Source organism: Proteus genomosp. 6, assembly GCF_040139785.1.
Lineage (GTDB): Bacteria > Pseudomonadota > Gammaproteobacteria > Enterobacterales > Enterobacteriaceae > Proteus.
In genome coordinates this window covers 1-25,286 of sequence record NZ_JBEEVJ010000020.1, presented here as the reverse complement: position 1 = coordinate 25,286, position 25,286 = coordinate 1, and the positions used below count along the sequence as shown (strand labels likewise).

The window sequence follows — 25,286 nt, the reverse complement described above, 5'->3', positions numbered from 1 at the left end:
ATCGCCGGTCAGTGGATGCGCATTATAGGGAGATCTCGGATTAGCGCAAGTGTTTATTTCAATTTTTTTTCTGTTCGTTCTCTTTTTGAACTTTACGTCTATTTTTGATACGGAAAACATCTTTTGTGTGTAAAAAATATACGCTTTATCTTGTTATTGTCTATTCGGTATATTCTATCAATCACACTCTATTGCTCTACTTTCTCTTTTATTATCGTTTTTTATAGTCATGCATCATAAAAATCATTGCTCTCGCCAGCCCACCCCATCCACTGCTATGCTTTTCTTATTATAAAGTGAAACCAAGTACGAGGGTAAATTATGGGGAAATCAACAATCAGGAATTACTTACACCTTTCACCTTCTATTGATAAAGATGTTTTTATTGATGAAACAGCAACTGTGATTGGAGATGTACGTATTAGTGAAGATGTCAGTATTTGGCCTATGGTTGTTATTCGTGGTGATGTGAATTACGTGAGTATTGGGAAAAGATCAAATATTCAAGATGGTTCTGTTCTTCATGTCACTCATATCTCATCCAATGATCCTGAAGGTTTTCCTCTTATTATTGGTGATAACGTTACTGTTGGGCACAAAGCAATTCTACACGGGTGCACAATCGGAGATCGTGTTTTAGTAGGAATGGGTTCTATTTTACTTGATGGTGCAATTATTGAAGACGATGTAATGATTGGTGCAGGTAGTTTAGTTCCGCCAGGAAAGCGGCTTGAAAGCGGTTTTCTTTACTTAGGAAGTCCGGTGAAAAAGGTTCGCCCACTTTCATCAGCAGAAATAGAGCACTTTATCTATTCTGCTAATAATTATGTCGGGTGGAAAAATAACTATTTAGCCACTCATCAATCTACCATTGATAAAGAATAGATAGGATGGAGAGTTGATAACTCATACTCTGTTACCAACTCTTCAAATTCTTCTTCAATATCCCAACGATTTTGTTTAAATAATAAAATTCCCTCACCAACACCAAAACGCTCAATAAGCTCTTGTTCTGTAATTTGACAATCAAAAAGCATTCCATTGATCATTATAGGAAAAAGAACACTCCTATTTTCAGTTAGCCATATTTCACGATCTGGAAATTGAATGGATTGGTTCATTTATTCAATCTTTCTCTTAATACATTAAGGACGGGATTAATATCCGGTACAAGTTCATACCACAATTCAAATGCATAAGCCGCTTGTCCTACTAACATACCTAATCCATCTGATAAACGCGTACTTCCATGTTTTAATGCGTTATATAGAAATGAAGTCATTCCAGTTTGATAATAAAGGTCATAGCACGCTGTTTCAAAACCATAAACATCATTAGGAATCGGTGGTAAATCATTAGTCATACTAGATGCAGATGCATTTATAATTAAATCGTAATGTCTATCAGCAACATCTTCAGCAGCTATTGCTCTGATTGTTCCAAATTGACTAAACTCTTTTACTAATTGCTCGGCTTTAGTAAATGTGCGATTGGTTAAAGTAATATCACAATCGTAATCAAGTAATGGAAGTAATATTCCTCTTGTTGCGCCACCAGCGCCAATAACTAAGACGGATTTAACCTTATTAGGCACGATAAAATCGAGCCTTGCTAAGTCCAGAATAAGTCCTTGTCCATCAGTGTTATCACCAAGAAGTGATCCATCTTCTAATTTAACAATAGAGTTAACTGCACCACATGCTTTTGCTCTATCTGTTAATTTATCCACAAAGCGGAATGCATCTTCTTTGAAAGGAACAGTAACATTAGCACCTCGTCCCCCATTAGAAAAAAAATGTGAGGCAGTTTTATCAAATTCACCTAAAGGAACAAGTAAGCGTCCATAGCCATACTCTATTCCTGTTTGTTTTGAGAAAAATTGGTGAATGAAAGGAGACTGACTATGCTCGATAGGGTTTCCCATCACTAAATATTTTTCCATCACAATCACCCTTGTCGGTACAATTCACCTGTTAAGGCATCTCGGATTTCAGAAGGATTCTGTCTACCTCCAACATTCCCTTCAACGATAGGAATTGTATCCTCAAATTGTTTTCTTACTTCTTCAACTGTACGACATGGTGGCAATCCACTTAAGTTAGCACTCGTTGAAACTAAAGGTTTTCCATAAGCTAAGCATAACTCTTTAACAACTGAGTGGTCTGTTACTCTCACGGCTAAAGAAGCAAATTTTCCAGTTAACCACTTTGGCGTCGTTGATTTAGCAGGAATAACCCATGTAATTGGTCCTGGCCAAGATGCAAACATTCTGTCTCGTTGAGTTTGTGTTAATGCACTATCATCAATATAAGGTTTCAATTGCTCATAATTATCAGCAATTAAAATTAGCCCTTTTTCAATTGAACGTTGTTTTAACATTAATAGTGCCATAACAGCATGCTCGCTATCAGGATCACAACCCACCCCAAATACAGCTTCTGTTGGATATGCGATAACTTTATTATTTTTTAATGCTTCTATAATAGTATTGCTTACAGGTGATGCTTCGTTATTCATGTTCTTCTCTTTTTGTTTGTTGCTTTCCACATAATTTGCTGGCGCACACCAATCTTACTCCTTGAGAAGACCTTTTTTCCATCAATAATGGATAGTGGCAATATTCGCATTCACCATTAACAGGTTTGTTATTTAATACAAATTGGCATTCTGGATATTGGTTACAAGCATAAAATGTCTTACCAAACCTAGACTTACGTTGTAATAGCTTTCCTTTTTCACATTGAGGGCAAGGTATAACAGTTTCATCAGGTTTATCAATTTGCTCTATATGTTCACACTCAGGATAATTGCTACAACCAATAAACATCCCAAATTTACCCTGACGTAAAACTAAATCAGCACCACAGCACTTACAAGGTTGTCCTTCTAGGACTTTGATAATTTGCCCATCACCTTGTGGTTTCAGTGTTTTAATATAGTGGCAATCAGGATAAGCAGAGCATCCTAAAAAAGGGCCATGTCCTCCATTTTTCATCACTAATGCGCTACCACATTCAGGGCATTTTCCCTGCTCAGGTTGCTGTGTAAACGGCATATTCTTTGCCATTGTTTTACCTCATTACACTTATTCCAATCGAGTATAGCCACCAGCCACAATAGCGATTTTTTCAATAAGCTCAAGTTCTAATAAAAGAGGAGCTAATTCAGAAGTTGATAATCCACTATCCTGAGCAATGATATCAATAGGTACTATTTTATTAAAACGTAGAAAAGGCAATATCACATCCATTGCGTGTTGTTGTTCTGGTGTAAGTTGCTCTGTTTTATCCTCTCGTTTTTCATTATTGATAAATGTCGTATATTCATCTGTTATAATTTTTTGTTGATACTCATTATCACAAGTAAGCCACTGCAAAGAGCTATTTAAATATTCCAGAATATCTTCAGGTGAAGATGCTAAATTTGCACCTTGCTTAATAAGCTGGTGATTACCTTCAAAATGAGCATCTCCTAATAATCCAGGTAACACAAACAACTCTTTACCTTGTTGCAAAGCATAATTTGCTGTTATTAAAGAACCGCTTTTAATTCCTGCTTCGACAATAAGCAGTGCAGCACTTAGCCCACTAATAATCCGGTTACGTTGAGGAAAATGGCGCGCTAAAGGTGGTGTCATAGGTAAATGTTCAGAAATAATAAGACCAGACTCTTTTATTTGTGTTGCAAGAGTGCGATGAAATGACGGATAAATCTGCTCTAAGCCACTTCCTAGTACAGCAATAGTAATACCATTATTCTTTAATGCACTTCGATGCCCTATACCATCGATACCTTGAGCTAACCCACTTGTAATAGTGAGTTCTTTCTTTACTAATTCCTGTGCAAAATAAGTTGCCCATTTGGAACCATAGGGTGTAGCAACTCGGCTACCAATTAATGCAATTTGTGTGCTTTTTAAATGCTGCCTATTTCCTGCAACAAAAAGCAAAAGTGGCGGTGATGAAATTTGCTTTAATAAAGATGGGTAATCTGAATCTATAATCGTTAATAATGATGATTCGTTTTTATCTAACCACTTTAATGTATCGTTGACAGTATTTGCATGAAGTCTTAAGAATTGATGACTTTGCTGTTCTGACAGACCACAACCTATTAATAGTCTTTGATTTAACTGAGTCAAAGATTGTAGATACTTTGCAATTTGAATCGCTTTATTAATAGGTAGTCTTGAAACAGCATTAAGTCTTATCCATATTTCTCTAGCATCCATGCATTATCCTAATATTGTTTTTAGCAAACAGGGTGAGCGCTAAACACACCAAATACTGTCAATCTAGACAATAAATGTCTAGAATAGACGTTAAATCCTATTCACATTTTAGAAACAGTCCGAATAAATTATGGCAGTGTTACACGTATTACATTATCCAGACGAGCGCCTTCGCACGATTGCAAAGCCAGTCGAAAAAGTTGATGCCGAAATTCAAAAAATTGTCGATGATATGTTTGAAACGATGTATTTGGAAGAAGGTATCGGTTTAGCCGCGACACAGGTGAATATTCACCAGCGCATTATCGTCATTGATGTCTCTGAAACAAGAGATCAAAGACTGGTATTAATAAATCCAGAACTTCTTGATGCCGACGGTGATACAGGCATAGAAGAAGGCTGTTTATCTATCCCAGAACAGCGTGCTTTTATTCCTCGTGCAGAGCACGTAAAAGTGAAAGCCCTTGATTACAATGGTCAACCTTTTGAGTTAGAAGCTGATGATTTATTAGCTATCTGCATTCAACATGAAATGGATCATTTAGTTGGCAAGCTATTTGTAGATTATTTATCTCCATTAAAACGCCAACGCATCCGCCAAAAAGTTGAAAAACTCGATAAGCTAGATAAAAAAAGAGCTAAAACAGGACAGTAACAGTTAAATTGAAACAGGAAGAAAACGTGTCTGATTCATTACGTATTATTTTTGCGGGAACACCCGATTTTGCGGCTCGGCATTTAGCTGCATTGTTATCAACTCAACATCGTGTGGTGGGAGTCCTTACTCCTCCAGATAAACCCGCAGGAAGAGGTAAGAAACTGACTATTAGCCCTGTTAAGGAACTGGCATTAACTCATGATATTCCTGTTTATCAACCAGCCTCTTTAAAACCAGAAGAGAACCATGAGTGGATAGCAGCACAACGAGCAGATATTATGATTGTTGTTGCTTATGGCATGATTTTACCTAAAGCCGTTCTTGAAATACCGCGTTTAGGTTGCCTTAATGTGCATGGTTCTCTCCTTCCTAAATGGCGTGGTGCTGCACCAATTCAACGCTCTTTGTGGGCGGGAGATAAAGAAACAGGCGTCACAATTATGCAAATGGATGTTGGTTTAGATACAGGCGATATGCTGTATAAAGCATCATGTCCAATTACAAATGAAGATACCAGCGCATCACTTTATGAAAAACTTGCAGAACTTGGACCTAAGGCTCTAACAACTACGTTAGATCTCATTACCTCAGGTAAAATAAAAGCTGAGAAACAAGACGACAATTTAGCAAATTACGCACAAAAATTATCTAAAGAAGAAGCAAAGATTGATTGGTCATTATCAGCAGAACAGATTGAACGTTGCATTAGAGCATTCAATCCATGGCCAATGAGCTTTTTCATGTTAGACGAGCAACCTGTAAAAGTATGGAAAGCACAAGCTATAGCGGATAATACAGATAAACCTGCAGGAACCTTATTAAAAGCAGATAAAACGGGTATTTATATTGCGACAGGTAACGGCATTCTAAATATCACTGAATTACAACCATCGGGTAAGAAACCTATGGCTTCTGCTGATTTCTTAAACTCCAAGCGAGATTGGTTCACTCCTGGAAAAATCATTCAATAATAATTCTAAGCCCTGATATCTAACATTATTATCAGGGTTTTCCTTTTTTCACGCCAACGTAATACATCTCTGGCGCTCAATATTAAACGTTAACTCATTATGAAAACGTCATACAACTTACGTAGCATTGCAGCAAAAGCTATCAATCAAGTATTAGATCAAGGCTTGTCTCTAAGCACTGTCATACCAGAACTTCAGAAAAATATTTCAGACAAAGATAAAGCCTTATTGCAAGAAATCTGCTTTGGCGTATTACGCACATTGCCACAATTAGAATGGATTATTCAGCAACTCATGGATAAACCATTAAAAGGCAAACAGCGTATTTTACACTACCTCATTATGGTTGGTTTATATCAGCTGCTTTATACACGCATTCCTGCTCACGCAGCTCTAGCAGAGACGGTAAATGGTGCTGTTGCACTAAAAAAACCACAGCTAAAAGGATTGATTAACGGTGTGTTACGTCAGTTTCAACGCCAACAAGATATCCTGAACGAACGTTTTCAAAATAGCGAAAATCGTTTTCTCCATCCATCATGGCTACTTACTCGTATTAAACAGGCTTACCCTGAGCAGTGGATGAGTATTGTTGAAGGCAATAACCAGAAGCCACCAATGTGGTTACGTGTAAATCAACGCCATCATTCTCGAGAAGAATATTTAACATTACTTGGAAATGAAGAAATTCCCGCTATTGCTGATGATAGCCACCCTTTCGCGATCCGTTTAGAGAATCCATGCAACGTGAATCTTCTCCCAGGATTTGCTGATGGTTGGGTAACAGTTCAAGATCGTTCAGCTCAACGTTGTGCTGAATTATTAGCACCAGAAAATAAAGAGCAGATCCTTGATTTATGTGCAGCACCTGGTGGTAAAACAACACATATTTTAGAAATAGCTCCGCAGGCTCACGTATTAGCTATCGACATAGATGAGCAACGTTTAAAACGTGTACAAGAGAACCTTACGCGTTTAAAACTTAATGCAGTCGTCAAAAGTGGTGATGGTCGTTATCCTGAACAATGGTGTTCAGGCATGCAGTTTGACCGAGTTCTTCTTGATGCACCATGCTCAGCAACTGGTGTTATCCGTCGTCACCCAGATATAAAATGGCTTCGTCGTAATGACGATATTGAGCAATTGGCTCAAATTCAAAAAGAGATCCTTCATGCTATTTGGCCATACCTAAAATCTGGTGGCACGTTGGTATATGCAACCTGCTCTATTTTACCTGAAGAAAATAAACAACAAGTTGAAGCATTTTTAGCATCAACGAAAGATGCACAATGCGATTATCAACACCAATGCTTACCAGAAGCAGAAGGTGGCGATGGTTTCTTTTATGCATTGATCAAGAAAATATGATCTTGTGATAAAAGATGATATCAGATCTAAAAAACGCTACTATTTCAACGCAAGATCATCCAGATCTTGCGTTTCTTTTCTATTTGTTAATCGAATACTCTGAGAAATTACGATGAAAATTATTATCTTAGGCGCTGGTCAAGTAGGTGGTACTCTCGCTGAAAATCTTGTCGGGGAGAATAATGATATTACTGTCGTTGACACTAATGCAGATCGCTTACGCCAACTTCAAGATAAATTCGATTTACGAGTAGTCAATGGACATGGATCTCACCCAAGGATCTTAAGAGAAGCTGGTGCTGAAGATGCAGATATGCTGGTTGCCGTCACCAACTCTGACGAAACCAATATGATAGCGTGCCAAGTTGCTTACACTCTGTTCAATACACCTAATAAAGTTGCTCGGATACGTGCCTCTGAATTTGTTCGTGAAGCAGATAAACTCTTTCTCCCAGAAGCTATTCCCATTGATTATTTAATCTCACCAGAGCATTTGGTTATCGATTATATTTATAAATTGATCCAATACCCAGGTGCCTTACAAGTTGTTAATTTTGCCGATGGTCAAGTCAGTATTGTTGCGGTAAAAGCGTATTACGGTGGTTCTCTCGTTGGGAATGCGTTATCAACATTACGTGATCATATGCCACATATCGATACACGAGTTGCTGCAATTTTTCGTCAAGACAGACCTATAAGACCTCAAGGCTCTACAATTATTGAAGCTGGAGATGAAGTTTTCTTTGTCGTCGCATCTCAGCATATTCGTGCAGTAATGAGCGAGTTACAACGATTAGAAAAACCTTATAAACGCATTATGATTGTTGGTGGTGGTAATGTCGGTGCCGGTTTAGCTGCTAGATTAGAAAAAGATTATAGCGTCAAACTTATTGAACATAATCAGCAACGTGCCACAGAACTGGCTGAATTACTCCATGACACCATCGTTTTTTATGGTGATGCATCAGATCAAGAACTTCTTGCTGAAGAACATATTGAACAAATTGATGTATTTATCGCACTGACTAACGATGATGAAGCCAATATTATGTCAGCGATGCTGGCAAAAAGAATGGGTGCTAAAAAAGCAATGGTACTTATTCAGCGTAGCGCTTATGTTGATTTAGTCCAAGGTGGGGTTATTGATATTGCAATATCACCACAACAAGCAACTATTTCTGCACTTTTAGGCCATGTTCGTAAAGCTGATATTGTTAGCGTTTCATCATTACGGCGAGGTGTTGCAGAGGCAATTGAAGCCGTTGCACATGGTGATGAAAATACATCAAAAGTTGTTGGCCGCCGTATACAAGATATAAAGCTACCACCAGGAACCATCATTGGTGCAATTGTTAGAGAGCAAGATGTTATTATTGCAAACGCAAGTCACTCCATAGAACAGGGTGATCATGTGATTATGTTTATCACTGATAAAAAATATGTTCCTGAAGTTGAAAAACTTTTCCAGCCAAGTCCATTTTTCTTATAAAGATTATGTAGAAATAAGAATAATAGTGATTGTTACTTATAATGGTCTATTATTATCATGTTAGATACTATATTTTTACATAATAAATCTATATTGAGATAAATAAGGGGTGGTTATGTCTTTTTTCAAAGAGTTCCGTGAATTTGCCATGAAAGGCAACGTTGTTGATATGGCAGTCGGTGTCATCATCGGTGCAGCTTTCGGTAAGATTGTTTCATCTCTAGTTGCTGATATTATCATGCCACCATTAGGATTATTAATTGGCGGTATTGATTTTAAACAATTTAGCCTTGTATTAAGAGATGCAACTGGAGATGTGCCTGCTGTTGTCCTAAATTATGGTATGTTCATTCAAACTGTTTTTGACTTTGCCATCGTTGCATTTGCTATATTCTGCGCAATCAAATTAATCAATAAGACACGTCGTCAAGCAGAAGAAGCACCTAAAGCACCACCGGCTCCTTCCGCAGAAGAAACTCTATTAACAGAAATTCGTGATTTATTAAAAAATCAGCAAAAATAAAAACTAAAAGGCCAGTGATAACAATTGAAAAAATCTTTTGTTATCACTGGCCTCCCAGTTACCCTTCTTGTCATGTTTTGCTTTTCTCATATAACTTCCTTTTCCTTTCTTATTCTTTTCCACGCGTTGTCTAAATAATGGATCATGAACAAGTGCTGCTAAAGCATTATCTTTAATAGCCCCTTTCTGGTGCTGATATTTGCTAGACATAAAAACCTCTTAAATTGTTAAAGAACATAAAACGTAATACGGTACAGATATTATTGCTTTGTGGCGCCAGATTCAAGTATTTCAAGAATAGAACAATAAGTACTTTCATGAGCACTACCACAACATGCATTACTTAACATCTTCAATGAATCTCGCATTCTTTCCATTTCTTTCAAGCGAATTTCAACTTCAGCAAGCCTTGCATCAACAATATGCTTTGATTCAACACAAGTGTGATGAGCAGGATCAACGCGAATAGAAAGTAGCTCTGTAATCGCGTCTAATGTAAAACCCAACTCTTTTGCATAACGAATAAAACGCAAACGTTGGAGATCTTGCTCTGTATATAGGCGATAGCCACCTTCTGTTCGCCTGTCATGATCCATCAATCCTTGTTTTTCATAAAAACGGATTGTATCTGTTGTCACATTCGCTAATTTTGCAACCTGCCCAATACGATACATGGATCATTCCCTCACTCTAAATGATGAATAAGCATAGCAAATAATCAAAATAATAGAATTGAAATATAGTGCGAAGCTTATCTTATCAAAATAGCAGTATGCTGAAATCACAAAAAATAAATATGATGCAACACAAAAGTAAGTAAAAAAGCATGGAATAACAAATAGAAAGGTTGGAGTATGGCTTGATAAGTTATTTTTATAAAACTAGTTTCAGTAGCTATCATTTTCAATAGATATAAAAAAACCGGATTAAAAATCCGGTCTTTTTATTCGCTTCACTAAATAATAATTAAATTATTCAGCTGCTGCTTCTGTTTCAGAATCAGCACGGTCAACAAGCTCAATGTAAGCCATTGGAGCGTTGTCACCAGCACGGAAGCCACACTTCAGAATACGAGTGTAACCACCTGCACGGCTCGCAAAACGCGGACCTAATACTGTAAACAGTTTTGCCACGACTTCGTTATCACGAGTACGGGCGAATGCCAGACGACGATTAGCTACGCTGTCGGTCTTGGCAAGAGTAATCAGCGGCTCAACGACGCGACGCAGTTCTTTCGCTTTAGGCAAAGTTGTCTTGATTATCTCATGACGAACTAAAGAACCTGCCATGTTACGAAACATAGCCTGACGATGGCTGCTGTTGCGGTTCAATTGACGACCACTCTTACGATGGCGCATGACCTTATCCTTCTCAGTAAAACCTTAACCTGTGATCTTATTCATCAGCGATACTTGCAGGTGGCCAATTCTCAAGGCGCATACCCAGAGATAGACCACGCGACGCCAGTACGTCTTTAATCTCAGTAAGAGATTTCTTACCAAGGTTAGGCGTCTTAAGTAATTCAACTTCAGTACGCTGTACCAGATCACCGATGTAGTGGATTGCTTCTGCCTTCAGACAGTTAGCAGAGCGGACAGTCAATTCAAGATCGTCTACTGGGCGCAGTAAGATAGGATCGAATTCTGGCTTCTCTTCTTTAACTTCTGGTTGACGAACATCACGTAAGTCAACAAAAGCTTCAAGCTGTTCAGCCAGGATAGTCGCTGCACGGCGAATCGATTCTTCTGGATCGATAGTACCGTTAGTTTCCATCTCGATAACCAGCTTATCCAAGTCGGTACGCTGTTCAACACGAGCTGCTTCCACATTATAAGCAATACGCTCAACTGGGCTATAGCACGCGTCTACTAAAAGGCGACCGATAGGGCGCTCATCTTCTTCCGAATGAATTCGGGCAGAAGCCGGCACATAACCACGACCACGCTGAACTTTGATACGCATATTAATAGATGCGTTTTCGTCTGTAAGGTGGCAGATAACGTGCTGCGGCTTGACGATTTCGACATCACCGTCATGGATGATATCGGCTGCAATAACAGGGCCAATGCCAGATTTGCTCAAAGTAAGAATAACTTCATCTTTACCATGAACTTTTACCGCCAACCCTTTAAGGTTGAGCAGTATTTCTAGGATATCTTCCTGAACACCTTCTTTGGTGCTGTACTCATGCAGTACACCATCAATCTCAACCTCTGTTACCGCACAACCCGGCATAGACGAAAGCAGAATACGGCGCAGTGCGTTACCAAGAGTATGGCCGAAGCCTCGCTCTAATGGTTCAAGGGTCACCTTGGCGTGCGTCGAACTGACTTGCTCGATATCAACCAGGCGCGGTTTTAGAAACTCTGTCACAGAACCCTGCATTGTGTCCTCTCTTTGGTGCTAAGCCTTACTTGGAGTAAAGCTCGACGATCAGGTGCTCGTTAATGTCAGCAGACAAGTCAGTACGTTCAGGAATACGTTTGAACACACCTTCCATCTTAGCAGCATCAACTTCCAGCCATGTTGGCTTTTCACGCTGTTCAGCCAGCTCTAAAGCAGCCTTGATACGAGACTGTTTTTTCGATTTTTCACGAACGCTGACTACGTCATTCGGGGAAACCTGATAAGAAGCAATGTTAACCACGCGACCATTTACCATGATTGCTTTATGGCTAACCATCTGACGTGCTTCTGCGCGAGTTGCGCCAAAGCCCATACGATAAACAACGTTATCCAGACGACCTTCCAGCAAAGTCAGCAGGTTTTCACCTGTGTTGCCTTTCAGACGAGTTGCTTCTTTGTAGTAGTTACGGAATTGACGTTCTAGAACACCGTAAATACGACGTACTTTTTGTTTTTCACGTAACTGAACACCGTAATCAGAAAGACGCGGTTTACGTGCGCCGTGCTGACCTGGTGCTTGTTCCAGTTTACACTTGGTGTCAATCGCCCGAACGCCAGATTTTAGAAATAAATCTGTACCTTCACGGCGGCTCAGCTTGAGCTTAGGACCCAAATATCTTGCCATTTTCTTTCTCCAACTTTCCTAAAAACGAAAACGTTATTAAACGCGACGTTTTTTCGGTGGACGACAACCGTTATGAGGAATCGGAGTCACATCAGTAATATTAGTGATGCGGAAACCAGCCGCGTTTAATGCACGGATAGTTGACTCACGACCAGGACCAGGTCCTTTAACCATAACTTCCAAGTTCTTAATTCCGTACTCTTTAACAGCTTCAGCGCAACGTTCTGCTGCAACCTGAGCCGCGAACGGAGTAGATTTACGAGAACCACGGAAACCGGAACCACCGGCAGTAGCCCAACCCAATGCGTTACCTTGACGATCGGTAATAGTAACGATTGTGTTGTTGAAAGAAGCATGGATATGAGCCACACCGTCAGAGACTTGTTTTCTTACACGCTTACGTGCACGAATAGGTGCTTTTGCCATTGTTCAAATACCCCGATTATTTCTTGATCGGCTTACGCGGACCCTTACGGGTACGTGCGTTAGTCTTAGTACGCTGACCGCGAACTGGTAGACCACGACGATGACGTAAACCACGGTAAGTACCAAGATCCATCAGACGTTTGATGCTCAGGGTAACTTCACGACGCAGATCACCTTCTACAACGTATTTGGCAACTTCGTCACGCAGCTTGTCGATTTGCTCTTCAGACAGCTCACTGATCTTAACATTTTCAGCAATACCAGCAGCTACACAGATAGCCTGTGAGCGGGTCTTACCGATACCGTAAATCGAAGTTAATGCGATTACAGTATGTTTATGATCAGGAATGTTAATGCCTGCTATACGGGCCACTATGCACTCCTAAATTAGCAGTTATACAGTACCATTCTGAAAAGCCCGTTTTCAGGATACTCAAACAATACTGTATATATTATAAAAGATTGGGCTGGCTAATTTAGCCAGCTCAACCGAACTTTGCAAGAAAAAAATGCAATAAATTAGCCTTGACGCTGTTTATGCTTAGGCTCGACGCTGCAAATTACACGCACGTGACCGTGACGTCTAACAATTTTGCAGTTACGGCACATTTTCTTGACGGAAGCACGAACTTTCATTTTTACTCTCCGTAACTTCTAAAACAAATCGCTTATCAGTAATTAACCTTTAAGATTTGCTTTTTTCAATGCAGACTCATACTGACTTGACATCAGGAGAGTTTGCACTTGAGCCATAAAATCCATGATGACCACAACCACGATTAAGAGGGAAGTACCACCAAAATAGAAAGGTACTTTCATTGCGTCACGCATGAACTCCGGGATGAGACAGATAAAGGTAATATACAAGGCACCGATTAAGGTTAAACGTGTCATTACTTTATCTATATATTTAGCCGTCTGCTCTCCCGGGCGAATTCCTGGTACAAATGCACCGGACTTCTTCAGGTTATCTGCCGTTTCTCTTGGGTTGAAAACCAACGCCGTATAGAAGAAACAGAAGAATATGATTGCAGCAGCGTATAGTAACACATAAATAGGTTGACCAGGCTGTAGATTTAAAGAAATCGTCGTCAGCCAACCCCACCCTGTACCATCGCCAAACCAAGAGGTTATTGTACCAGGAAACAGGATAATACTTGAAGCAAAAATTGCTGGTATAACACCCGCCATATTTACTTTAAGTGGTAGATGTGTACTTTGTGCCGCGTATATTCTACGCCCTTGTTGACGTTTTGCATAGTTAACAACGATACGACGTTGTCCTCTTTCTACAAAAACAACAAAGAAAGTAACTGCGAACACTAATACTGCAACCAACAATAACAGGAGGAAGTGCAGTTCGCCTTGCCGCGCCTGCTCGATGGTTTGACCAATGGCAGGCGGAAGACCTGCAACGATACCTGCAAAGATAATAATTGAGATACCGTTACCAATACCACGTTCAGTGATTTGCTCACCTAACCACATTAGGAACATTGTCCCAGTGACTAAGCTCACAACAGCCGTAATATAGAATGGTAAGCCTGGATTAATTACCAGACCTTGCATTCCTGGCATATTCGGTAAGCCTGTTGCGATACCAATTGATTGGAATATCGCCAGCACCAAAGTACCATAACGGGTATATTGGCTGATCTTACGACGACCGGCCTCCCCTTCCTTCTTAATCTCTGCTAACCGAGGGTTAACCACTGATAAGAGTTGGATAATAATCGATGCCGAAATATAAGGCATGATACCCAGCGCAAAGATAGAAGCACGGCTAAGAGCACCACCAGAGAACATGTTAAACATTTCAATGATGGTGCCTTTTTGCTGATCGAGCAATTTGGCAAGCACAGTGGCATCAATACCAGGGATAGGAATAAAAGAGCCAATCCTAAAGACAATAAGTGCACCAAGAACAAACAAAAGTCTGCGTTTTAGTTCACCAACACCACCTTTAGCACTCTGAAAATCTAAACCTGGTTGTTTAGCCATCTGTCACTTATTCCTCAATTTTACCGCCAGCTGATTCGATTGCTGCACGGGCACCTTTGGTAACACGCAGACCACGAATAGTCACTGCACGGTTAACCTCGCCAGACAGAATTAATTTTGCAAATTCAATCTGTGGGCCAACAACGTTTGCGGCTTTCAGTGCATTCAGATCGATTACATCGCCTTCAACGTAAGCTAAATCAGACAGACGGATTTCCGCAGTCACGAATGATTTACGTGAAGTAAAACCAAATTTTGGTAAACGACGATATAAAGGCATCTGGCCACCTTCAAAACCACGACGTACGCCACCGCCAGAACGAGATTTCTGACCTTTGTGACCACGGCCGCCAGTTTTACCTAAGCCAGAACCGATACCACGACCTACACGTTTAGGCGCATGCTTGGCACCTTCAGCCGGAGACAGAGTATTTAAACGCATCTCTTACTCCTCAACTTTAACCATATAGGAAACCAAGTTGATCATACCGCGAACTGCTGGTGTATCTTCGCGTTCTACAGTGTGACCGATGCGACGCAGGCCTAAACCAGTCATAGTTGCCTTATGTTTAGGCAGACGGCCGATTAAGCTGCGTGTTTGAGTAATTTTAATAGTCTTAGCCATGGTCATTACCCCAGAATTTCTTCAACGGATTTACCACGCTTAGCTGCGACCATATCTGGAGACTTCATGCTATCTAAAGCGTCCAGTGTTGCACGAACCACGTTAATCGGGTTAGTGGAACCATAGGTTTTAGCCAGTACGTTACGAACGCCAGCCACTTCTAGAACTGCACGCATTGCACCACCTGCGATGATACCGGTACCTTCATGAGCAGGCTGCATAAATACGCGTGAGCCTGTGTGAGTACCTTTAACAGGGTGGAACAGAGTACCGTTGTTTAAAGCGACGGTTTTCATATTGCGACGGGCTTTTTCCATCGCTTTCTGGATTGCTGCCGGAACTTCGCGAGCTTTGCCATATCCAAAACCAACGCGGCCATTACCATCACCAACTACTGTAAGAGCGGTGAAGCTAAAGATACGACCACCTTTAACGGTTTTAGATACGCGGTTTACCGCGATCAGCTTTTCCTGCAGTTCGCCAGCTTGTTTCTCGATGTGAGCCATCTTACACTCCTACCTTAGAACTGAAGGCCAGCTTCACGGGCAGCATCTGCCAGTGCCTGGACTCGACCATGATATTGGAAACCGGAACGGTCAAATGATACTACTTTGATACCTTTTTCCAGAGCGCGTTCAGCAACAATTTTACCAACTACTGCTGCTGCTTCTTTGTTTCCAGTGTTTTTCAGTTGCTCAATGATAGCTTTTTCTGTAGTAGAAGCGGCCACCAAAGTTTCAGAACCGTTTGGTGCAATAACCTGCGCATAAATATGGCGAGGGGTACGGTGTACCACCAGGCGAGTCGCACCCAATTCCTGGAGCTTACGGCGTGCGCGGGTCGCACGACGGATACGAGCTGCTTTCTTATCCATAGTGTTACCTTACTTCTTCTTAGCCTCTTTGATACGCACAACTTCGTCGGCGTAACGAATACCTTTACCTTTATAAGGTTCAGGGCGACGGTAAGCACGCAGTTCAGCTGCTACTTGACCAATCACTTGCTTATCCGCACCTTTCAGTACGATTTCAGTTTGTGTTGGGCATTCAGCAGTGATGCCTGCTGGCAGTTGGTGTTCCACTGGATGTGAAAAACCTACTGATAAGTTAACCGCATTGCCTTTAATAGACGCACGATAACCTACACCTACCAGTTGCAGTTTCTTAGTGAAGCCTTCGGTAACACCTACAACCATTGCATTTAACAGAGAACGAGTAGTACCCGCCTGTGCCCATGCATCAGCAAAACCATCACGAGGTGCGAAAGTTAAGTGGTTGTCAGCATGTTGAATTTCAACTGCATTATGGATAGTACGAGTTAGCTCGCCGTTTTTACCCTTAATCGTAATTACCTGACCGTTGAGTTTAACCTCTACGCCGGCAGGAATGACGACGGGTGCTTTTGCCACACGAGACATTCTTTCCTCCCGAATTAAGCTACGTAGCAGATAATCTCGCCACCAAGACCTGCTTGGCGAGCTGCACGATCAGTCATAACACCTTTTGAGGTAGAAACAACAGCGATGCCCAGTCCTGCCATAACATTTGGCAGCTCATCTTTTCTTTTATAGATGCGCAGACTTGGACGGCTTACGCGCTGAATGCTTTCTACTACAGCCTTACCTTGGAAATATTTTAAAGTGATTTCCAGTTCTGGCTTAGTGTCGCCTTCAATTTTAAAATCTTCAATATAACCTTCTTCCTTAAGCACGTTGGCAATCGCCACTTTCAGCTTGGAGGAAGGCATTGTGACCGCAACTTTGTTCGCGGCCTGACCGTTACGGATACGGGTCAGCATATCCGCGATGGGATCTTGCATGCTCATCTGTCTTTACTCCCGTGATTCAATTATGGTAATTACCAGCTAGCCTTTCTAAGGCCCGGGATTTCACCGCGCATAGCGGCTTCACGGACTTTAATACGGCTGAGGCCAAATTTCCGCAGGAAACCGTGCGGACGTCCAGTTTGACGGCAGCGGTTACGCTGACGTGAAGGACTTGAATCACGTGGCATAGTTTGCAGTTTCAGAACAGCATTCCAACGATCTTCGTCAGACACGTTCACATCTGAAACGATAGCTTTCAGTTCTGCGCGTTTTGCGAAGAATTTCTCAGCTAAATTCGCACGTTTTACATCACGTGCTTTCATAGATTTCTTAGCCATGAATGCCCTGCCTTACTTGCGGAACGGGAAGTTAAACGCTGCTAACAGTGCGCGACCTTCATCATCTGATTTCGCAGTCGTAGTAATGGTAATATCCAAACCACGAACACGATCCACTTTATCGTAATCGATTTCAGGGAAGATGATTTGCTCACGTACGCCCATGCTGTAGTTACCACGTCCATCAAATGATTTAGCGGACAAACCACGGAAGTCACGGATACGTGGTACAGCAATAGAGATCAGGCGTTCAAAGAACTCCCACATGCGTTCGCCACGCAGGGTCACTTTACAGCCGATCGGATAGCCCTGGCGGATTTTGAAGCCTGCAACAGATTTGCGTGCTTTGGTGATCAAAGGTTTTTGACCTGAGATTGCTGCTAAATCAGCTGCTGCATTGTCCAGCAGTTTTTTATCAACAATCGCTTCACCAACACCCATATTCAGGGTGATCTTCTCGACCCGAGGGACTTGCATGACAGAATGGTAACCAAACTGAGACATCAGTTTTTGGACTACCTCGTCTTTGTAGTAATCATGCAGTTTCGCCATCGTATACTCCAAATTACTTGATAGTTTCTTTATTAGACTTGAAGAAACGAACTTTTTTGCCGTCTTCGAATCTAAAACCTACACGGTCAGCCTTGCCGGTTGCCGCATTGAAGATTGCAACGTTAGAAACTTGGATAGAAGCTTCTTTTTCAACGATGCCACCTGGTTGGTTCAGAGCCGGAACTGGCTTCTGATGTTTTTTAACCAGATTGATACCTTCAACGATAACTTTACCAGAAGAAAGAACCTGTTTTACTTTACCGCGCTTACCTTTATCTTTACCAGTCAGCACGATAACTTCGTCTTCACGACGGATTTTCGCTGCCATTGCCTGCTCCTTAGAGTACTTCAGGTGCCAGAGAGATTATTTTCATAAACTTCTCGTTACGAAGTTCACGAGTAACCGGCCCAAAAATACGCGTACCAATAACTTGCTCGCTGTTGTTGTTTAACAATACACAAGCGTTGCTATCGAAGCGAATGACAGAACCGTCAGGGCGACGAACACCCTTCTTGGTGCGCACCACTACCGCTTTCAGTACATCACCTTTCTTAACTTTACCACGTGGAATTGCTTCCTTGATGGTAATTTTGATGATGTCACCTACATCTGCGTAGCGACGGTGCGAGCCACCTAGAACCTTGATACACATTACGCGACGTGCACCGGAGTTGTCGGCCACGTTCAGCATAGTCTGTTCTTGGATCATTTTAGTGCTCCGCTAAATGTCAACTACTACTGAGCCACTTCCACATTAGAAGAGGCCGTTCAATATCCCATAATACGAGGGAGCGGCATTATAACACCACATTCTCGATATGGACAGAAAAAATAAACGGCTCGTTCAGTTTTGAGCCGTTTATTTCGTACGAAAAGGCTATTTTATTACAGAACAGCTTTTTCTACAACGCGAACTAACGCCCAAGACTTAGTCTTAGACAGTGGACGTGTTTGACGAATTTCTACTACGTCACCAATTCCACATTCGTTGTTCTCGTCATGTACATGCAGTTTGGTCGTACGACGGATAAACTTACCATATAATGGGTGTTTAACCATACGATCGATAGCAACGACAATAGATTTCTCCATTTTGTCACTAACTACACGACCTTGCAGAGTACGGATTTTATCGGTCATTACGCACCCGCCTTCTCAGTCAGTAAAGTCTTAACGCGTGCGATATTACGACGCACTTGTTTCAACAGATGAGACTGTTGTAACTGACCACTTGCTGCCTGCATACGCAGGTTAAACTGCTCGCGCAGTAAATTCAGCAGTTCTGTGTTCAGCTCTTCAACGCTCTTTTCGCGCAGCTCTTTTGCTTTCATTACATCACCGTCTTAGTTACAAAGGTGGTTTTGATAGGCAGTTTTGCTGCCGCCAGCTTGAATGCTTCACGGGCCAGTTCTTCAGGCACACCATCCATTTCATACAGGACTTTACCTGGCTGGATTAAGGCAACCCAATACTCAACGTTACCTTTACCTTTACCCATACGGACTTCGAGCGGCTTTTCAGTGATTGGTTTGTCTGGGAACACACGGATCCAGATTTTACCCTGACGCTTAACTGCACGGGTCATTGCACGACGTGCCGCTTCGATCTGACGTGCAGTCAGACGACCACGGCCCACAGCTTTAAGACCGTAAGTCCCGAAGCTTACATCCGCACCAGCAGCTAAGCCACGGTTGCGGCCTTTGTGCACTTTACGGAATTTTGTACGCTTTGGTTGTAACATCAGCGACTCTCCTTACTTGCGGCCTTTACGCTGCTGCTTTTTAGGTTGAGCAGCCGGTTTTTCCGCCTGTTCAACTGCAGCCATACCACCCAGGATCTCACCTTTGAAGATCCATACCTTAACGCCGAGCACACCATAAGTGGTTTGTGCTTCTGAGGTATTGTAGTCGATATCTGCACGCAGAGTGTGCAGAGGTACACGACCTTCACGATACCATTCAGTACGAGCGATTTCAGCGCCGCCTAAGCGACCACTTACTTCCACTTTAATACCTTTAGCGCCTAAACGCATAGCGTTCTGTACCGCACGCTTCATAGCACGACGGAACATAACACGACGTTCCAGCTGTGAAGTGATGCTGTCAGCAACTAATTTTGCGTCCAGTTCAGGTTTACGTACTTCGGCGATATTAATTTGCGCAGGAACGCCAGCGATATCCGCTACGTTTTTGCGCAGTTTTTCAACATCTTCACCTTTTTTACCGATAACGATGCCTGGGCGAGCAGTGTGAATAGTCACACGGATGCTTTTCGCAGGACGTTCGATAACGATACGAGATACAGATGCTTTAGCCAGTTCTTTAGTTAAGTACTGACGTACTTTAAAGTCGCTGTCTAGGTTGTCAGCGAATTCATTGGTACCCGCATACCATGTGGAATTCCAAGGCTTGACAATGCCAAGGCGGATACCATTAGGATGTACTTTTTGACCCATTGCTAGTCTCCAGAGTCTCAGCGATCAGACACAACCACAGTGATGTGGCTGGTGCGCTTCAGAATACGATCTGCACGGCCTTTTGCACGAGGCATAATGCGCTTCATAGAAGGACCTTCGTCAACAAAGATCTTAGCTACTTTCAGATCATCAATGTCAGCGCCATCGTTGTGTTCTGCATTAGCAATAGCAGACTCCAGTACTTTCTTCACTAAACCAGCAGCTTTCTTGTTGGTAAAGGTTAAAATTTCCAGAGCTTGCGACACTTTCTTACCGCGAATCAGGTCAGCTACTAAGCGAACCTTCTGAGCAGAAGAACGAGCGTGGCGATGCATAGCGATAGTTTCCATCTCTTCCTCCTACCTTATTTTTTCTTAGCCTTTTTATCGGCTGCATGACCGCGATAAGTACGGGTCGGCGCGAATTCACCCAGTTTGTGACCAACCATTTCGTCGGAAACGTAAACTGGAACATGCTGACGACCATTATGGACAGCGATGGTCAAACCGATCATGTTAGGAAAGATCGTTGAACGACGGGACCAAGTCTTAACAGGCTTTTTGTCACCGCTTTCCACCGCTTTCTCTACCTTCTTCAGCAAGTGCAGGTCAATGAAAGGACCTTTCTTGAGAGAACGTGGCATGGCTTATCCTCTAATTATTTCTTAGTACGACGATGAACGATGAAATGTTCAGTGCGTTTGTTTTTACGAGTCTTCTTACCTTTGGTTTGAACGCCCCAAGGTGTTACTGGGTGTTTACCAAAGTTACGACCTTCACCACCACCATGTGGGTGATCGACTGGGTTCATCGCAGTACCGCGAACGGTAGGACGAATACCACGCCAGCGACTTGCACCAGCTTTACCCAGAACGCGTAACATGTGCTCAGAGTTGCCAACTTCACCGATAGTTGCACGGCAATCAGAAGGAACTTTACGCATTTCACCAGAACGCAGACGAATAGTGACATAAGCACCATCACGAGCAACGATCTGAACGTAAGTACCAGCTGAACGAGCTAACTGACCACCTTTACCTGGTTTCATTTCTACGTTATGAACTGTAGAACCAACCGGGATATTACGCATTGGTAAGGTGTTACCCGCTTTGATAGCAGCATCAACGCCAGACTGAACTTTATCACCCGCTTTCAGGCCTTTTGGAGCCAGAATGTAGCGACGTTCACCATCAGCATACAGCACTAAAGCGATGTTAGCTGAACGGTTTGGATCATATTCCAGACGTTCTACTGTCGCAGGGATACCATCTTTGTTGCGTTTAAAGTCAACAATACGGTAAGCCTGTTTGTGACCACCACCGATATGACGGGTAGTGATACGACCATTGTTGTTACGACCACCGGACTTGCTGTTCTTTTCCAGCAATGGCGCATAAGGTTTCCCTTTATGCAGCTCAGGGTTTACCACTTTAACTACGTGGCGACGGCCCGGAGACGTAGGTTTACATTTAACAATTGCCATTGTTCTTTACTCCTCCGACTTACTCAGCGCCGCCGACGAAGTCCAGATTCTGGCCTTCCTTCAGGGTGACGTAAGCTTTTTTCCAGTCGCTACGACGACCAATACGCTGACCGTGACGTTTCACTTTGCCTTTCATCAGCAGAGTGTTAACACTTTCAACTTCGACTTCAAACAGTTTTTGTACAGCTGCTTTAATCTCTGCTTTGGTCGCGTCTTTAGCAACTTTGAGAACGATGGTGTTTGATTTTTCCATCGCGATAGAAGCTTTTTCAGATACATGCGGCGCGCGCAGTACTTTCAGCAGACGTTCTTCACGGATCATGCCAGCATCTCCTCAACTTGCTTCACAGCGTCAGCAGTCATGACGACTTTGTCGAAGGCGATTAAGCTAACAGGGTCGATTGTTGCTGCATCACGTACGTCAACTTTATATAAGTTGCGTGCTGCTAAATACAGATTCTCATCTACATCAGCAGTGATGATCAGAACATCTTCCAGAGCCATATCTTTCAGTTTCTGCGCTAAAAGCTTAGTTTTAGGAGCTTCAACAGAGAACTTCTCTACGACGATCAGACGATCTTGACGTACCAGTTCAGACAGAATGCTCTTCAGAGCACCACGGTACATCTTTTTGTTTACTTTTTGACTGTGGTCCTGTGGTTTAGCTGCGAAGCTAACACCACCAGAGCGCCAAATTGGGCTCTTGATTGAACCTGAACGTGCACGACCTGTACCTTTCTGTCTCCAAGGCTTTTTACCTGAACCAGAAACTTCAGCACGGGTTTTCTGAGCACGAGTACCTTGACGAGCACCAGCAGCGTATGCAACGACTACTTGATGCACAAGCGCTTCGTTAAAGTCACGCCCGAAGGTAGTTTCGGAAACAGTCAGCGCGCCTTGCGCGTCTTTCATTACCAATTCCATTCCTATCTCCTCGACGTTACGCCTTGACAGCTGGTTTAACGATCAGGTCACTGCCAGTTGCACCTGGAACAGCACCTTTGACCAGCAGCAGGTTGCGCTCAGCGTCAACACGTACTACTTCCAGGCTCTGAACGGTAACTTGTTCGTTACCCAGTTGACCTGCCATTTTCTTGCCTTTGAACACCTTACCCGGAGTCTGGTTCTGACCGATAGAACCCGGAACACGGTGAGACAAGGAGTTACCGTGGGTAGCATCTTGAGTACGGAAGTTCCAGCGCTTTACAGTACCAGCAAAACCTTTACCTTTAGATGTTCCAGTAACGTCGACTTTTTTAACGTCAGCGAAAATTTCTACGCTAATGCTTTGACCTACAGTGTATTCTTCGCCTTCATTCAGACGGAATTCACGTAGTAAGCGGCCAGCTTCAACACCAGCTTTAGCAAAATGACCTGCTTCAGGTTTCAGTACACGGTTAGCTTTTTTGCTACCAGTAGTCACCTGAACGGCACGATAACCGTCTTTCTCAAGATCTCTGATCTGAGTAACACGGTTGTTTTCAATTTCGATAACGGTTACAGGGATTGAAACGCCATCTTCAGTGAAGATACGAGTCATTCCTACTTTCTTACCGACTAAACCAATCATTGTTTCAACCTCTCAATCGCTTGATGACCTGATTAACCTAGGCTGATCTGCACGTCTACGCCGGCAGCCAGATCCAGACGCATCAGAGCATCAACGGTTTTCTCGGTTGGCTCAACGATGTCAACCAGACGTTTGTGAGTGCGAATTTCATACTGATCACGCGCATCTTTATTAACGTGCGGAGAAATCAACACTGTGAAACGCTCTTTGCGAGTCGGCAGTGGGATTGGACCACGAACTTGCGCACCAGTGCGCTTAGCAGTCTCTACGATTTCCGCAGTTGATTGATCAATCAGACGATGATCAAAAGCTTTCAGGCGGATACGGATTCTTTGGTTCTGCATGAGACCAGAGCTCCAACTATTTTTTATAAACGTAAATGATCACTACTCGTACCCATTTCGATTGATGAGAGAGTGTAATCGTTCTGCATATAACTCCCCAATTGGGAGTATTATATTAATGCAATATAAAATCTGCATTAGCTGATTAATCAGCCCCACTAAATCAGTGAGCCTGCGCATTATACTTGCCTGAGTGATGAAATCAAGCCAAGAATAAAAAATCAGCGATAAAAATTCGCTTTACCTTTTTAAAATAAAAAAAAGCAAAGGCAACCTTCATTACCTTTGCTTCAAAAAGCATTCAATAATTTATAGAAGAAAGTAAATCATTCTTTTATTGTGAGTGAGTTACTCTTCGATAATTTGGGCTTGTAAATAATTTTGAAGCCCCAAGCGTTCGATAAGTTCGAGCTGGGTTTCAAGCCAATCAATATGCCCTTCTTCATCAGTTAAGATTTCTAGCATAAGATCACGACTGACATAGTCATGAATAGAATCTGCGTAAGCAATTGCTTCACGTAGATCTTTGGCACCACCTAATTCTAATTCAAGATCAGAACGTAGCATTTCCTCAACATCTTCACCGATATTCAGTTTGCCTAAGTCTTGTAAATTTGGAATTCCTTCAAGAAACAAAATACGCTCAATATATTTATCAGCGTGTTTCATCTCATCGATGGATTCATGGTATTCCATTTCATTGAGGCGTGTGAGTCCCCAATTTTTGAACATTCGGGCATGCAGGAAATACTGATTAATTGCAACAAGTTCACCACCTAATAATTTATTAAGGTGGGCTATCATTTTTTTATCACCTTTCATTTTTATGCTCCTTTGCTTCCAGTCTTTTCAGTGTAGACCTTTTATACAAAGAGGAGAGAAAGGAAATTTAAAATTTGTTATGCAACTTCAGAAATTTGAGGGTAAAGAGCAGATTGCTCATTTTCGATCAGTTGACGAGCTTGGCGTACACATTTACCACAGCAGCTACCAACAGGCAGGATCTGACGTAATTCATTAATAGTGCGGATTTGATGTTTATGGACAGTAGAGATAATTTTTTTATCACTCACACCGTGGCAAAGACATACGTACATAATAACAACCTCATTAACTTCTCACGAGCAAGATAGTAAATGATAATTATTATGATTTCAATTTCTATTTATTTAACTTAAGTATACTTACCTATATCGCAAAAGATAAAAATGATAAAGCAAGGAAAAATATTAATGCTTCATTGTAATTTAAAATAGCTAATCTTCAGATACAAAAAAAAGGGCATCTAACGATGCCCTCTTCATGCATAAATCTATCAGGAATTAACCTAATACTTTAGCAACAACGCCCGCACCTACTGTACGGCCACCTTCACGGATAGCGAAACGTAAACCGTC

At 42.0% G+C, this 25,286-nt stretch carries 44 protein-coding genes; 6 read left to right on the top strand and 38 right to left on the bottom strand.

The annotated features are described in order from the left end of the window. Positions 1-321 precede the first annotated feature (321 nt). Entirely contained in the window at positions 322-885 is a 564-nt protein-coding gene (locus ABN212_RS17925; RefSeq protein WP_349443531.1) for a gamma carbonic anhydrase family protein, read from the top strand. On the opposite strand, the gene ABN212_RS17920 is transcribed toward ABN212_RS17925, so the two are convergent. Genes ABN212_RS17920 through dprA form a run of 5 tightly spaced genes read right to left on the bottom strand, consistent with a single transcriptional unit; the run spans position 861 to position 4,231 of the window. Further along, positions 861-1,121, bottom strand: coding sequence for a DUF1488 family protein (locus ABN212_RS17920; protein ID WP_196534412.1), 261 nt, complete (start codon positions 1,119-1,121; stop codon positions 861-863). The two genes, ABN212_RS17925 and ABN212_RS17920, sit on opposite strands and share 25 nt — an antisense overlap. Then, complete coding sequence (gene aroE, locus ABN212_RS17915) at positions 1,118-1,942, bottom strand: shikimate dehydrogenase (RefSeq protein WP_198626633.1); 825 nt, start codon at positions 1,940-1,942, stop codon at positions 1,118-1,120. The genes ABN212_RS17920 and aroE overlap by 4 nt, the downstream gene beginning before the upstream one ends. A gap of 5 nt (positions 1,943-1,947) precedes the next feature. Further along, the gene (gene tsaC, locus ABN212_RS17910) at positions 1,948-2,517 is read right to left on the bottom strand and encodes an L-threonylcarbamoyladenylate synthase type 1 TsaC (RefSeq protein ID WP_160229882.1); all 570 of its coding nucleotides are present in this window, start codon (positions 2,515-2,517) and stop codon (positions 1,948-1,950) included. Next, positions 2,510-3,067, bottom strand: a complete 558-nt coding sequence (locus ABN212_RS17905) for a topoisomerase DNA-binding C4 zinc finger domain-containing protein (protein ID WP_196534410.1) — start codon at positions 3,065-3,067, stop codon at positions 2,510-2,512. The genes tsaC and ABN212_RS17905 overlap by 8 nt, the downstream gene beginning before the upstream one ends. A gap of 18 nt (positions 3,068-3,085) precedes the next feature. Then, the gene (dprA, locus tag ABN212_RS17900; RefSeq protein ID WP_198630534.1) at positions 3,086-4,231 is read right to left on the bottom strand and encodes a DNA-processing protein DprA; all 1,146 of its coding nucleotides are present in this window, start codon (positions 4,229-4,231) and stop codon (positions 3,086-3,088) included. A 130-nt stretch (positions 4,232-4,361) separates the two neighbouring features. Here dprA and def point away from each other — a divergent pair, with 130 nt between their 5' ends. The 5 genes from def to mscL all read left to right on the top strand — a co-directional run bounded on the left by def (position 4,362) and on the right by mscL (position 9,240). Continuing rightward, a complete protein-coding gene (gene def / locus ABN212_RS17895; RefSeq protein ID WP_100158937.1) occupies positions 4,362-4,886 on the top strand; it encodes a peptide deformylase in 525 nt (174 codons plus the stop codon). Between the two features lie 26 nt (positions 4,887-4,912). Further along, positions 4,913-5,860 carry a methionyl-tRNA formyltransferase gene (gene fmt / locus ABN212_RS17890; RefSeq protein ID WP_196534408.1) on the top strand — a complete coding sequence of 316 codons (948 nt, stop codon included), beginning with the start codon at positions 4,913-4,915 and terminating at the stop codon, positions 5,858-5,860. A gap of 99 nt (positions 5,861-5,959) precedes the next feature. Continuing rightward, positions 5,960-7,228, top strand: coding sequence for a 16S rRNA (cytosine(967)-C(5))-methyltransferase RsmB (gene rsmB / locus ABN212_RS17885; protein ID WP_109374365.1), 1,269 nt, complete (start codon positions 5,960-5,962; stop codon positions 7,226-7,228). Between the two features lie 112 nt (positions 7,229-7,340). Further along, on the top strand, positions 7,341-8,717 hold the full coding sequence (gene trkA, locus ABN212_RS17880; protein ID WP_109396567.1) for a Trk system potassium transporter TrkA: 1,377 nt from the start codon (positions 7,341-7,343) through the stop codon (positions 8,715-8,717). Between the two features lie 115 nt (positions 8,718-8,832). Further along, positions 8,833-9,240 carry a large-conductance mechanosensitive channel protein MscL gene (mscL, locus tag ABN212_RS17875; RefSeq protein WP_109374367.1) on the top strand — a complete coding sequence of 136 codons (408 nt, stop codon included), beginning with the start codon at positions 8,833-8,835 and terminating at the stop codon, positions 9,238-9,240. A 3-nt stretch (positions 9,241-9,243) separates the two neighbouring features. Here mscL and ABN212_RS17870 read toward each other — a convergent pair whose 3' ends face one another. The 33 genes from ABN212_RS17870 to ABN212_RS17710 form a co-directional block, all read right to left on the bottom strand. Then, on the bottom strand, positions 9,244-9,450 hold the full coding sequence (locus ABN212_RS17870; protein ID WP_109374368.1) for an alternative ribosome-rescue factor A: 207 nt from the start codon (positions 9,448-9,450) through the stop codon (positions 9,244-9,246). 50 nt (positions 9,451-9,500) lie between these two features. Beyond that, positions 9,501-9,914 (bottom strand): Zn(2+)-responsive transcriptional regulator, encoded by a 414-nt coding sequence (zntR, locus tag ABN212_RS17865; RefSeq protein ID WP_069368787.1) that lies wholly within the window; start codon positions 9,912-9,914, stop codon positions 9,501-9,503. A gap of 297 nt (positions 9,915-10,211) precedes the next feature. Further along, positions 10,212-10,598, bottom strand: coding sequence for a 50S ribosomal protein L17 (gene rplQ, locus ABN212_RS17860; RefSeq protein ID WP_004246940.1), 387 nt, complete (start codon positions 10,596-10,598; stop codon positions 10,212-10,214). Positions 10,599-10,635: 37 nt separating this feature from the next. Then, positions 10,636-11,625 (bottom strand): DNA-directed RNA polymerase subunit alpha, encoded by a 990-nt coding sequence (locus ABN212_RS17855; protein ID WP_006535513.1) that lies wholly within the window; start codon positions 11,623-11,625, stop codon positions 10,636-10,638. Between the two features lie 25 nt (positions 11,626-11,650). Continuing rightward, positions 11,651-12,271: a 30S ribosomal protein S4 gene (gene rpsD, locus ABN212_RS17850; RefSeq protein WP_004246942.1), complete on the bottom strand. Its 621-nt coding sequence runs from the start codon at positions 12,269-12,271 to the stop codon at positions 11,651-11,653. 36 nt (positions 12,272-12,307) lie between these two features. Then, positions 12,308-12,697 (bottom strand): 30S ribosomal protein S11, encoded by a 390-nt coding sequence (gene rpsK, locus ABN212_RS17845; RefSeq protein ID WP_002919257.1) that lies wholly within the window; start codon positions 12,695-12,697, stop codon positions 12,308-12,310. A 16-nt stretch (positions 12,698-12,713) separates the two neighbouring features. Further along, complete coding sequence (rpsM, locus tag ABN212_RS17840; RefSeq protein ID WP_036914623.1) at positions 12,714-13,070, bottom strand: 30S ribosomal protein S13; 357 nt, start codon at positions 13,068-13,070, stop codon at positions 12,714-12,716. A 146-nt stretch (positions 13,071-13,216) separates the two neighbouring features. Then, positions 13,217-13,333 carry a 50S ribosomal protein L36 gene (gene rpmJ / locus ABN212_RS17835; RefSeq protein WP_071788572.1) on the bottom strand — a complete coding sequence of 39 codons (117 nt, stop codon included), beginning with the start codon at positions 13,331-13,333 and terminating at the stop codon, positions 13,217-13,219. 42 nt (positions 13,334-13,375) lie between these two features. Continuing rightward, a complete protein-coding gene (secY, locus tag ABN212_RS17830; RefSeq protein ID WP_006535510.1) occupies positions 13,376-14,698 on the bottom strand; it encodes a preprotein translocase subunit SecY in 1,323 nt (440 codons plus the stop codon). A gap of 7 nt (positions 14,699-14,705) precedes the next feature. Continuing rightward, the gene (gene rplO, locus ABN212_RS17825) at positions 14,706-15,140 is read right to left on the bottom strand and encodes a 50S ribosomal protein L15 (protein ID WP_004246944.1); all 435 of its coding nucleotides are present in this window, start codon (positions 15,138-15,140) and stop codon (positions 14,706-14,708) included. Positions 15,141-15,143: 3 nt separating this feature from the next. After that, positions 15,144-15,323 (bottom strand): 50S ribosomal protein L30, encoded by a 180-nt coding sequence (gene rpmD / locus ABN212_RS17820; RefSeq protein WP_036914634.1) that lies wholly within the window; start codon positions 15,321-15,323, stop codon positions 15,144-15,146. A gap of 5 nt (positions 15,324-15,328) precedes the next feature. Continuing rightward, positions 15,329-15,829 (bottom strand): 30S ribosomal protein S5, encoded by a 501-nt coding sequence (rpsE, locus tag ABN212_RS17815; RefSeq protein WP_023583472.1) that lies wholly within the window; start codon positions 15,827-15,829, stop codon positions 15,329-15,331. A gap of 14 nt (positions 15,830-15,843) precedes the next feature. Continuing rightward, a complete protein-coding gene (gene rplR / locus ABN212_RS17810) occupies positions 15,844-16,197 on the bottom strand; it encodes a 50S ribosomal protein L18 (RefSeq protein ID WP_023583471.1) in 354 nt (117 codons plus the stop codon). 9 nt (positions 16,198-16,206) lie between these two features. After that, the gene (gene rplF, locus ABN212_RS17805; protein ID WP_023583470.1) at positions 16,207-16,740 is read right to left on the bottom strand and encodes a 50S ribosomal protein L6; all 534 of its coding nucleotides are present in this window, start codon (positions 16,738-16,740) and stop codon (positions 16,207-16,209) included. 14 nt (positions 16,741-16,754) lie between these two features. After that, complete coding sequence (gene rpsH, locus ABN212_RS17800) at positions 16,755-17,147, bottom strand: 30S ribosomal protein S8 (protein WP_100158931.1); 393 nt, start codon at positions 17,145-17,147, stop codon at positions 16,755-16,757. A 32-nt stretch (positions 17,148-17,179) separates the two neighbouring features. Further along, the gene (rpsN, locus tag ABN212_RS17795; RefSeq protein ID WP_006535503.1) at positions 17,180-17,485 is read right to left on the bottom strand and encodes a 30S ribosomal protein S14; all 306 of its coding nucleotides are present in this window, start codon (positions 17,483-17,485) and stop codon (positions 17,180-17,182) included. A gap of 12 nt (positions 17,486-17,497) precedes the next feature. Further along, positions 17,498-18,037, bottom strand: coding sequence for a 50S ribosomal protein L5 (gene rplE / locus ABN212_RS17790; protein ID WP_036933223.1), 540 nt, complete (start codon positions 18,035-18,037; stop codon positions 17,498-17,500). Positions 18,038-18,050: 13 nt separating this feature from the next. After that, positions 18,051-18,365 carry a 50S ribosomal protein L24 gene (rplX, locus tag ABN212_RS17785; protein ID WP_006535502.1) on the bottom strand — a complete coding sequence of 105 codons (315 nt, stop codon included), beginning with the start codon at positions 18,363-18,365 and terminating at the stop codon, positions 18,051-18,053. Between the two features lie 10 nt (positions 18,366-18,375). Further along, on the bottom strand, positions 18,376-18,747 hold the full coding sequence (rplN, locus tag ABN212_RS17780) for a 50S ribosomal protein L14 (RefSeq protein WP_004246955.1): 372 nt from the start codon (positions 18,745-18,747) through the stop codon (positions 18,376-18,378). Positions 18,748-18,923: 176 nt separating this feature from the next. Further along, positions 18,924-19,178 (bottom strand): 30S ribosomal protein S17, encoded by a 255-nt coding sequence (gene rpsQ, locus ABN212_RS17775; protein WP_023583468.1) that lies wholly within the window; start codon positions 19,176-19,178, stop codon positions 18,924-18,926. Then, entirely contained in the window at positions 19,178-19,369 is a 192-nt protein-coding gene (gene rpmC / locus ABN212_RS17770; RefSeq protein ID WP_004238624.1) for a 50S ribosomal protein L29, read from the bottom strand. Before rpmC ends, rpsQ begins: the two co-directional genes overlap by 1 nt. Continuing rightward, positions 19,369-19,779: a 50S ribosomal protein L16 gene (rplP, locus tag ABN212_RS17765; RefSeq protein ID WP_006535500.1), complete on the bottom strand. Its 411-nt coding sequence runs from the start codon at positions 19,777-19,779 to the stop codon at positions 19,369-19,371. The genes rpmC and rplP overlap by 1 nt, the downstream gene beginning before the upstream one ends. 12 nt (positions 19,780-19,791) lie before the next feature. Further along, complete coding sequence (rpsC, locus tag ABN212_RS17760) at positions 19,792-20,493, bottom strand: 30S ribosomal protein S3 (protein ID WP_023583467.1); 702 nt, start codon at positions 20,491-20,493, stop codon at positions 19,792-19,794. A gap of 17 nt (positions 20,494-20,510) precedes the next feature. After that, complete coding sequence (rplV, locus tag ABN212_RS17755) at positions 20,511-20,843, bottom strand: 50S ribosomal protein L22 (protein WP_006535498.1); 333 nt, start codon at positions 20,841-20,843, stop codon at positions 20,511-20,513. 14 nt (positions 20,844-20,857) lie between these two features. After that, a complete protein-coding gene (gene rpsS, locus ABN212_RS17750; RefSeq protein WP_004246960.1) occupies positions 20,858-21,136 on the bottom strand; it encodes a 30S ribosomal protein S19 in 279 nt (92 codons plus the stop codon). 14 nt (positions 21,137-21,150) lie between these two features. After that, positions 21,151-21,975: a 50S ribosomal protein L2 gene (rplB, locus tag ABN212_RS17745; protein ID WP_006535497.1), complete on the bottom strand. Its 825-nt coding sequence runs from the start codon at positions 21,973-21,975 to the stop codon at positions 21,151-21,153. 19 nt (positions 21,976-21,994) lie between these two features. Further along, positions 21,995-22,297: a 50S ribosomal protein L23 gene (gene rplW / locus ABN212_RS17740; RefSeq protein ID WP_004246962.1), complete on the bottom strand. Its 303-nt coding sequence runs from the start codon at positions 22,295-22,297 to the stop codon at positions 21,995-21,997. Beyond that, entirely contained in the window at positions 22,294-22,899 is a 606-nt protein-coding gene (rplD, locus tag ABN212_RS17735; RefSeq protein ID WP_023583466.1) for a 50S ribosomal protein L4, read from the bottom strand. Before rplD ends, rplW begins: the two co-directional genes overlap by 4 nt. Positions 22,900-22,915: 16 nt before the next feature. Next, positions 22,916-23,545 carry a 50S ribosomal protein L3 gene (rplC, locus tag ABN212_RS17730; protein ID WP_109374369.1) on the bottom strand — a complete coding sequence of 210 codons (630 nt, stop codon included), beginning with the start codon at positions 23,543-23,545 and terminating at the stop codon, positions 22,916-22,918. Between the two features lie 32 nt (positions 23,546-23,577). Beyond that, positions 23,578-23,889: a 30S ribosomal protein S10 gene (gene rpsJ, locus ABN212_RS17725; RefSeq protein WP_001181005.1), complete on the bottom strand. Its 312-nt coding sequence runs from the start codon at positions 23,887-23,889 to the stop codon at positions 23,578-23,580. 348 nt (positions 23,890-24,237) lie between these two features. Further along, entirely contained in the window at positions 24,238-24,711 is a 474-nt protein-coding gene (bfr, locus tag ABN212_RS17720; RefSeq protein ID WP_109374370.1) for a bacterioferritin, read from the bottom strand. 77 nt (positions 24,712-24,788) lie between these two features. Then, positions 24,789-24,986, bottom strand: a complete 198-nt coding sequence (bfd, locus tag ABN212_RS17715) for a bacterioferritin-associated ferredoxin (protein WP_196534405.1) — start codon at positions 24,984-24,986, stop codon at positions 24,789-24,791. Between the two features lie 225 nt (positions 24,987-25,211). After that, positions 25,212-25,286, bottom strand: a 75-nt coding sequence (locus ABN212_RS17710; protein WP_072077167.1) for an elongation factor Tu, incomplete at its 5' end; no start/stop codon positions are given.

Coding starts and splice junctions, on each gene's coding strand:
- ABN212_RS17925 (WP_349443531.1), top strand. CDS start 322: ATGGGGAAATCAACAATCAGGAATTACTTACACCTTTCACCTTCTATT.
- ABN212_RS17920 (WP_196534412.1), bottom strand. CDS start 1,121: ATGAACCAATCCATTCAATTTCCAGATCGTGAAATATGGCTAACTGAA.
- aroE (WP_198626633.1), bottom strand. CDS start 1,942: ATGGAAAAATATTTAGTGATGGGAAACCCTATCGAGCATAGTCAGTCT.
- tsaC (WP_160229882.1), bottom strand. CDS start 2,517: ATGAATAACGAAGCATCACCTGTAAGCAATACTATTATAGAAGCATTA.
- ABN212_RS17905 (WP_196534410.1), bottom strand. CDS start 3,067: ATGGCAAAGAATATGCCGTTTACACAGCAACCTGAGCAGGGAAAATGC.
- dprA (WP_198630534.1), bottom strand. CDS start 4,231: ATGGATGCTAGAGAAATATGGATAAGACTTAATGCTGTTTCAAGACTA.
- def (WP_100158937.1), top strand. CDS start 4,362: ATGGCAGTGTTACACGTATTACATTATCCAGACGAGCGCCTTCGCACG.
- rsmB (WP_109374365.1), top strand. CDS start 5,960: ATGAAAACGTCATACAACTTACGTAGCATTGCAGCAAAAGCTATCAAT.
- trkA (WP_109396567.1), top strand. CDS start 7,341: ATGAAAATTATTATCTTAGGCGCTGGTCAAGTAGGTGGTACTCTCGCT.
- mscL (WP_109374367.1), top strand. CDS start 8,833: ATGTCTTTTTTCAAAGAGTTCCGTGAATTTGCCATGAAAGGCAACGTT.
- ABN212_RS17870 (WP_109374368.1), bottom strand. CDS start 9,450: ATGTCTAGCAAATATCAGCACCAGAAAGGGGCTATTAAAGATAATGCT.
- zntR (WP_069368787.1), bottom strand. CDS start 9,914: ATGTATCGTATTGGGCAGGTTGCAAAATTAGCGAATGTGACAACAGAT.
- rplQ (WP_004246940.1), bottom strand. CDS start 10,598: ATGCGCCATCGTAAGAGTGGTCGTCAATTGAACCGCAACAGCAGCCAT.
- ABN212_RS17855 (WP_006535513.1), bottom strand. CDS start 11,625: ATGCAGGGTTCTGTGACAGAGTTTCTAAAACCGCGCCTGGTTGATATC.
- rpsD (WP_004246942.1), bottom strand. CDS start 12,271: ATGGCAAGATATTTGGGTCCTAAGCTCAAGCTGAGCCGCCGTGAAGGT.
- rpsK (WP_002919257.1), bottom strand. CDS start 12,697: ATGGCAAAAGCACCTATTCGTGCACGTAAGCGTGTAAGAAAACAAGTC.
- rpmJ (WP_071788572.1), bottom strand. CDS start 13,333: ATGAAAGTTCGTGCTTCCGTCAAGAAAATGTGCCGTAACTGCAAAATT.
- secY (WP_006535510.1), bottom strand. CDS start 14,698: ATGGCTAAACAACCAGGTTTAGATTTTCAGAGTGCTAAAGGTGGTGTT.
- rplO (WP_004246944.1), bottom strand. CDS start 15,140: ATGCGTTTAAATACTCTGTCTCCGGCTGAAGGTGCCAAGCATGCGCCT.
- rpmD (WP_036914634.1), bottom strand. CDS start 15,323: ATGGCTAAGACTATTAAAATTACTCAAACACGCAGCTTAATCGGCCGT.
- rpsE (WP_023583472.1), bottom strand. CDS start 15,829: ATGGCTCACATCGAGAAACAAGCTGGCGAACTGCAGGAAAAGCTGATC.
- rplR (WP_023583471.1), bottom strand. CDS start 16,197: ATGGATAAGAAAGCAGCTCGTATCCGTCGTGCGACCCGCGCACGCCGT.
- rplF (WP_023583470.1), bottom strand. CDS start 16,740: ATGTCTCGTGTGGCAAAAGCACCCGTCGTCATTCCTGCCGGCGTAGAG.
- rpsH (WP_100158931.1), bottom strand. CDS start 17,147: ATGAGCATGCAAGATCCCATCGCGGATATGCTGACCCGTATCCGTAAC.
- rpsN (WP_006535503.1), bottom strand. CDS start 17,485: ATGGCTAAGAAATCTATGAAAGCACGTGATGTAAAACGTGCGAATTTA.
- rplE (WP_036933223.1), bottom strand. CDS start 18,037: ATGGCGAAACTGCATGATTACTACAAAGACGAGGTAGTCCAAAAACTG.
- rplX (WP_006535502.1), bottom strand. CDS start 18,365: ATGGCAGCGAAAATCCGTCGTGAAGACGAAGTTATCGTGCTGACTGGT.
- rplN (WP_004246955.1), bottom strand. CDS start 18,747: ATGATCCAAGAACAGACTATGCTGAACGTGGCCGACAACTCCGGTGCA.
- rpsQ (WP_023583468.1), bottom strand. CDS start 19,178: ATGACCGATAAAATCCGTACTCTGCAAGGTCGTGTAGTTAGTGACAAA.
- rpmC (WP_004238624.1), bottom strand. CDS start 19,369: ATGAAAGCAAAAGAGCTGCGCGAAAAGAGCGTTGAAGAGCTGAACACA.
- rplP (WP_006535500.1), bottom strand. CDS start 19,779: ATGTTACAACCAAAGCGTACAAAATTCCGTAAAGTGCACAAAGGCCGC.
- rpsC (WP_023583467.1), bottom strand. CDS start 20,493: ATGGGTCAAAAAGTACATCCTAATGGTATCCGCCTTGGCATTGTCAAG.
- rplV (WP_006535498.1), bottom strand. CDS start 20,843: ATGGAAACTATCGCTATGCATCGCCACGCTCGTTCTTCTGCTCAGAAG.
- rpsS (WP_004246960.1), bottom strand. CDS start 21,136: ATGCCACGTTCTCTCAAGAAAGGTCCTTTCATTGACCTGCACTTGCTG.
- rplB (WP_006535497.1), bottom strand. CDS start 21,975: ATGGCAATTGTTAAATGTAAACCTACGTCTCCGGGCCGTCGCCACGTA.
- rplW (WP_004246962.1), bottom strand. CDS start 22,297: ATGATCCGTGAAGAACGTCTGCTGAAAGTACTGCGCGCGCCGCATGTA.
- rplD (WP_023583466.1), bottom strand. CDS start 22,899: ATGGAATTGGTAATGAAAGACGCGCAAGGCGCGCTGACTGTTTCCGAA.
- rplC (WP_109374369.1), bottom strand. CDS start 23,545: ATGATTGGTTTAGTCGGTAAGAAAGTAGGAATGACTCGTATCTTCACT.
- rpsJ (WP_001181005.1), bottom strand. CDS start 23,889: ATGCAGAACCAAAGAATCCGTATCCGCCTGAAAGCTTTTGATCATCGT.
- bfr (WP_109374370.1), bottom strand. CDS start 24,711: ATGAAAGGTGATAAAAAAATGATAGCCCACCTTAATAAATTATTAGGT.
- bfd (WP_196534405.1), bottom strand. CDS start 24,986: ATGTACGTATGTCTTTGCCACGGTGTGAGTGATAAAAAAATTATCTCT.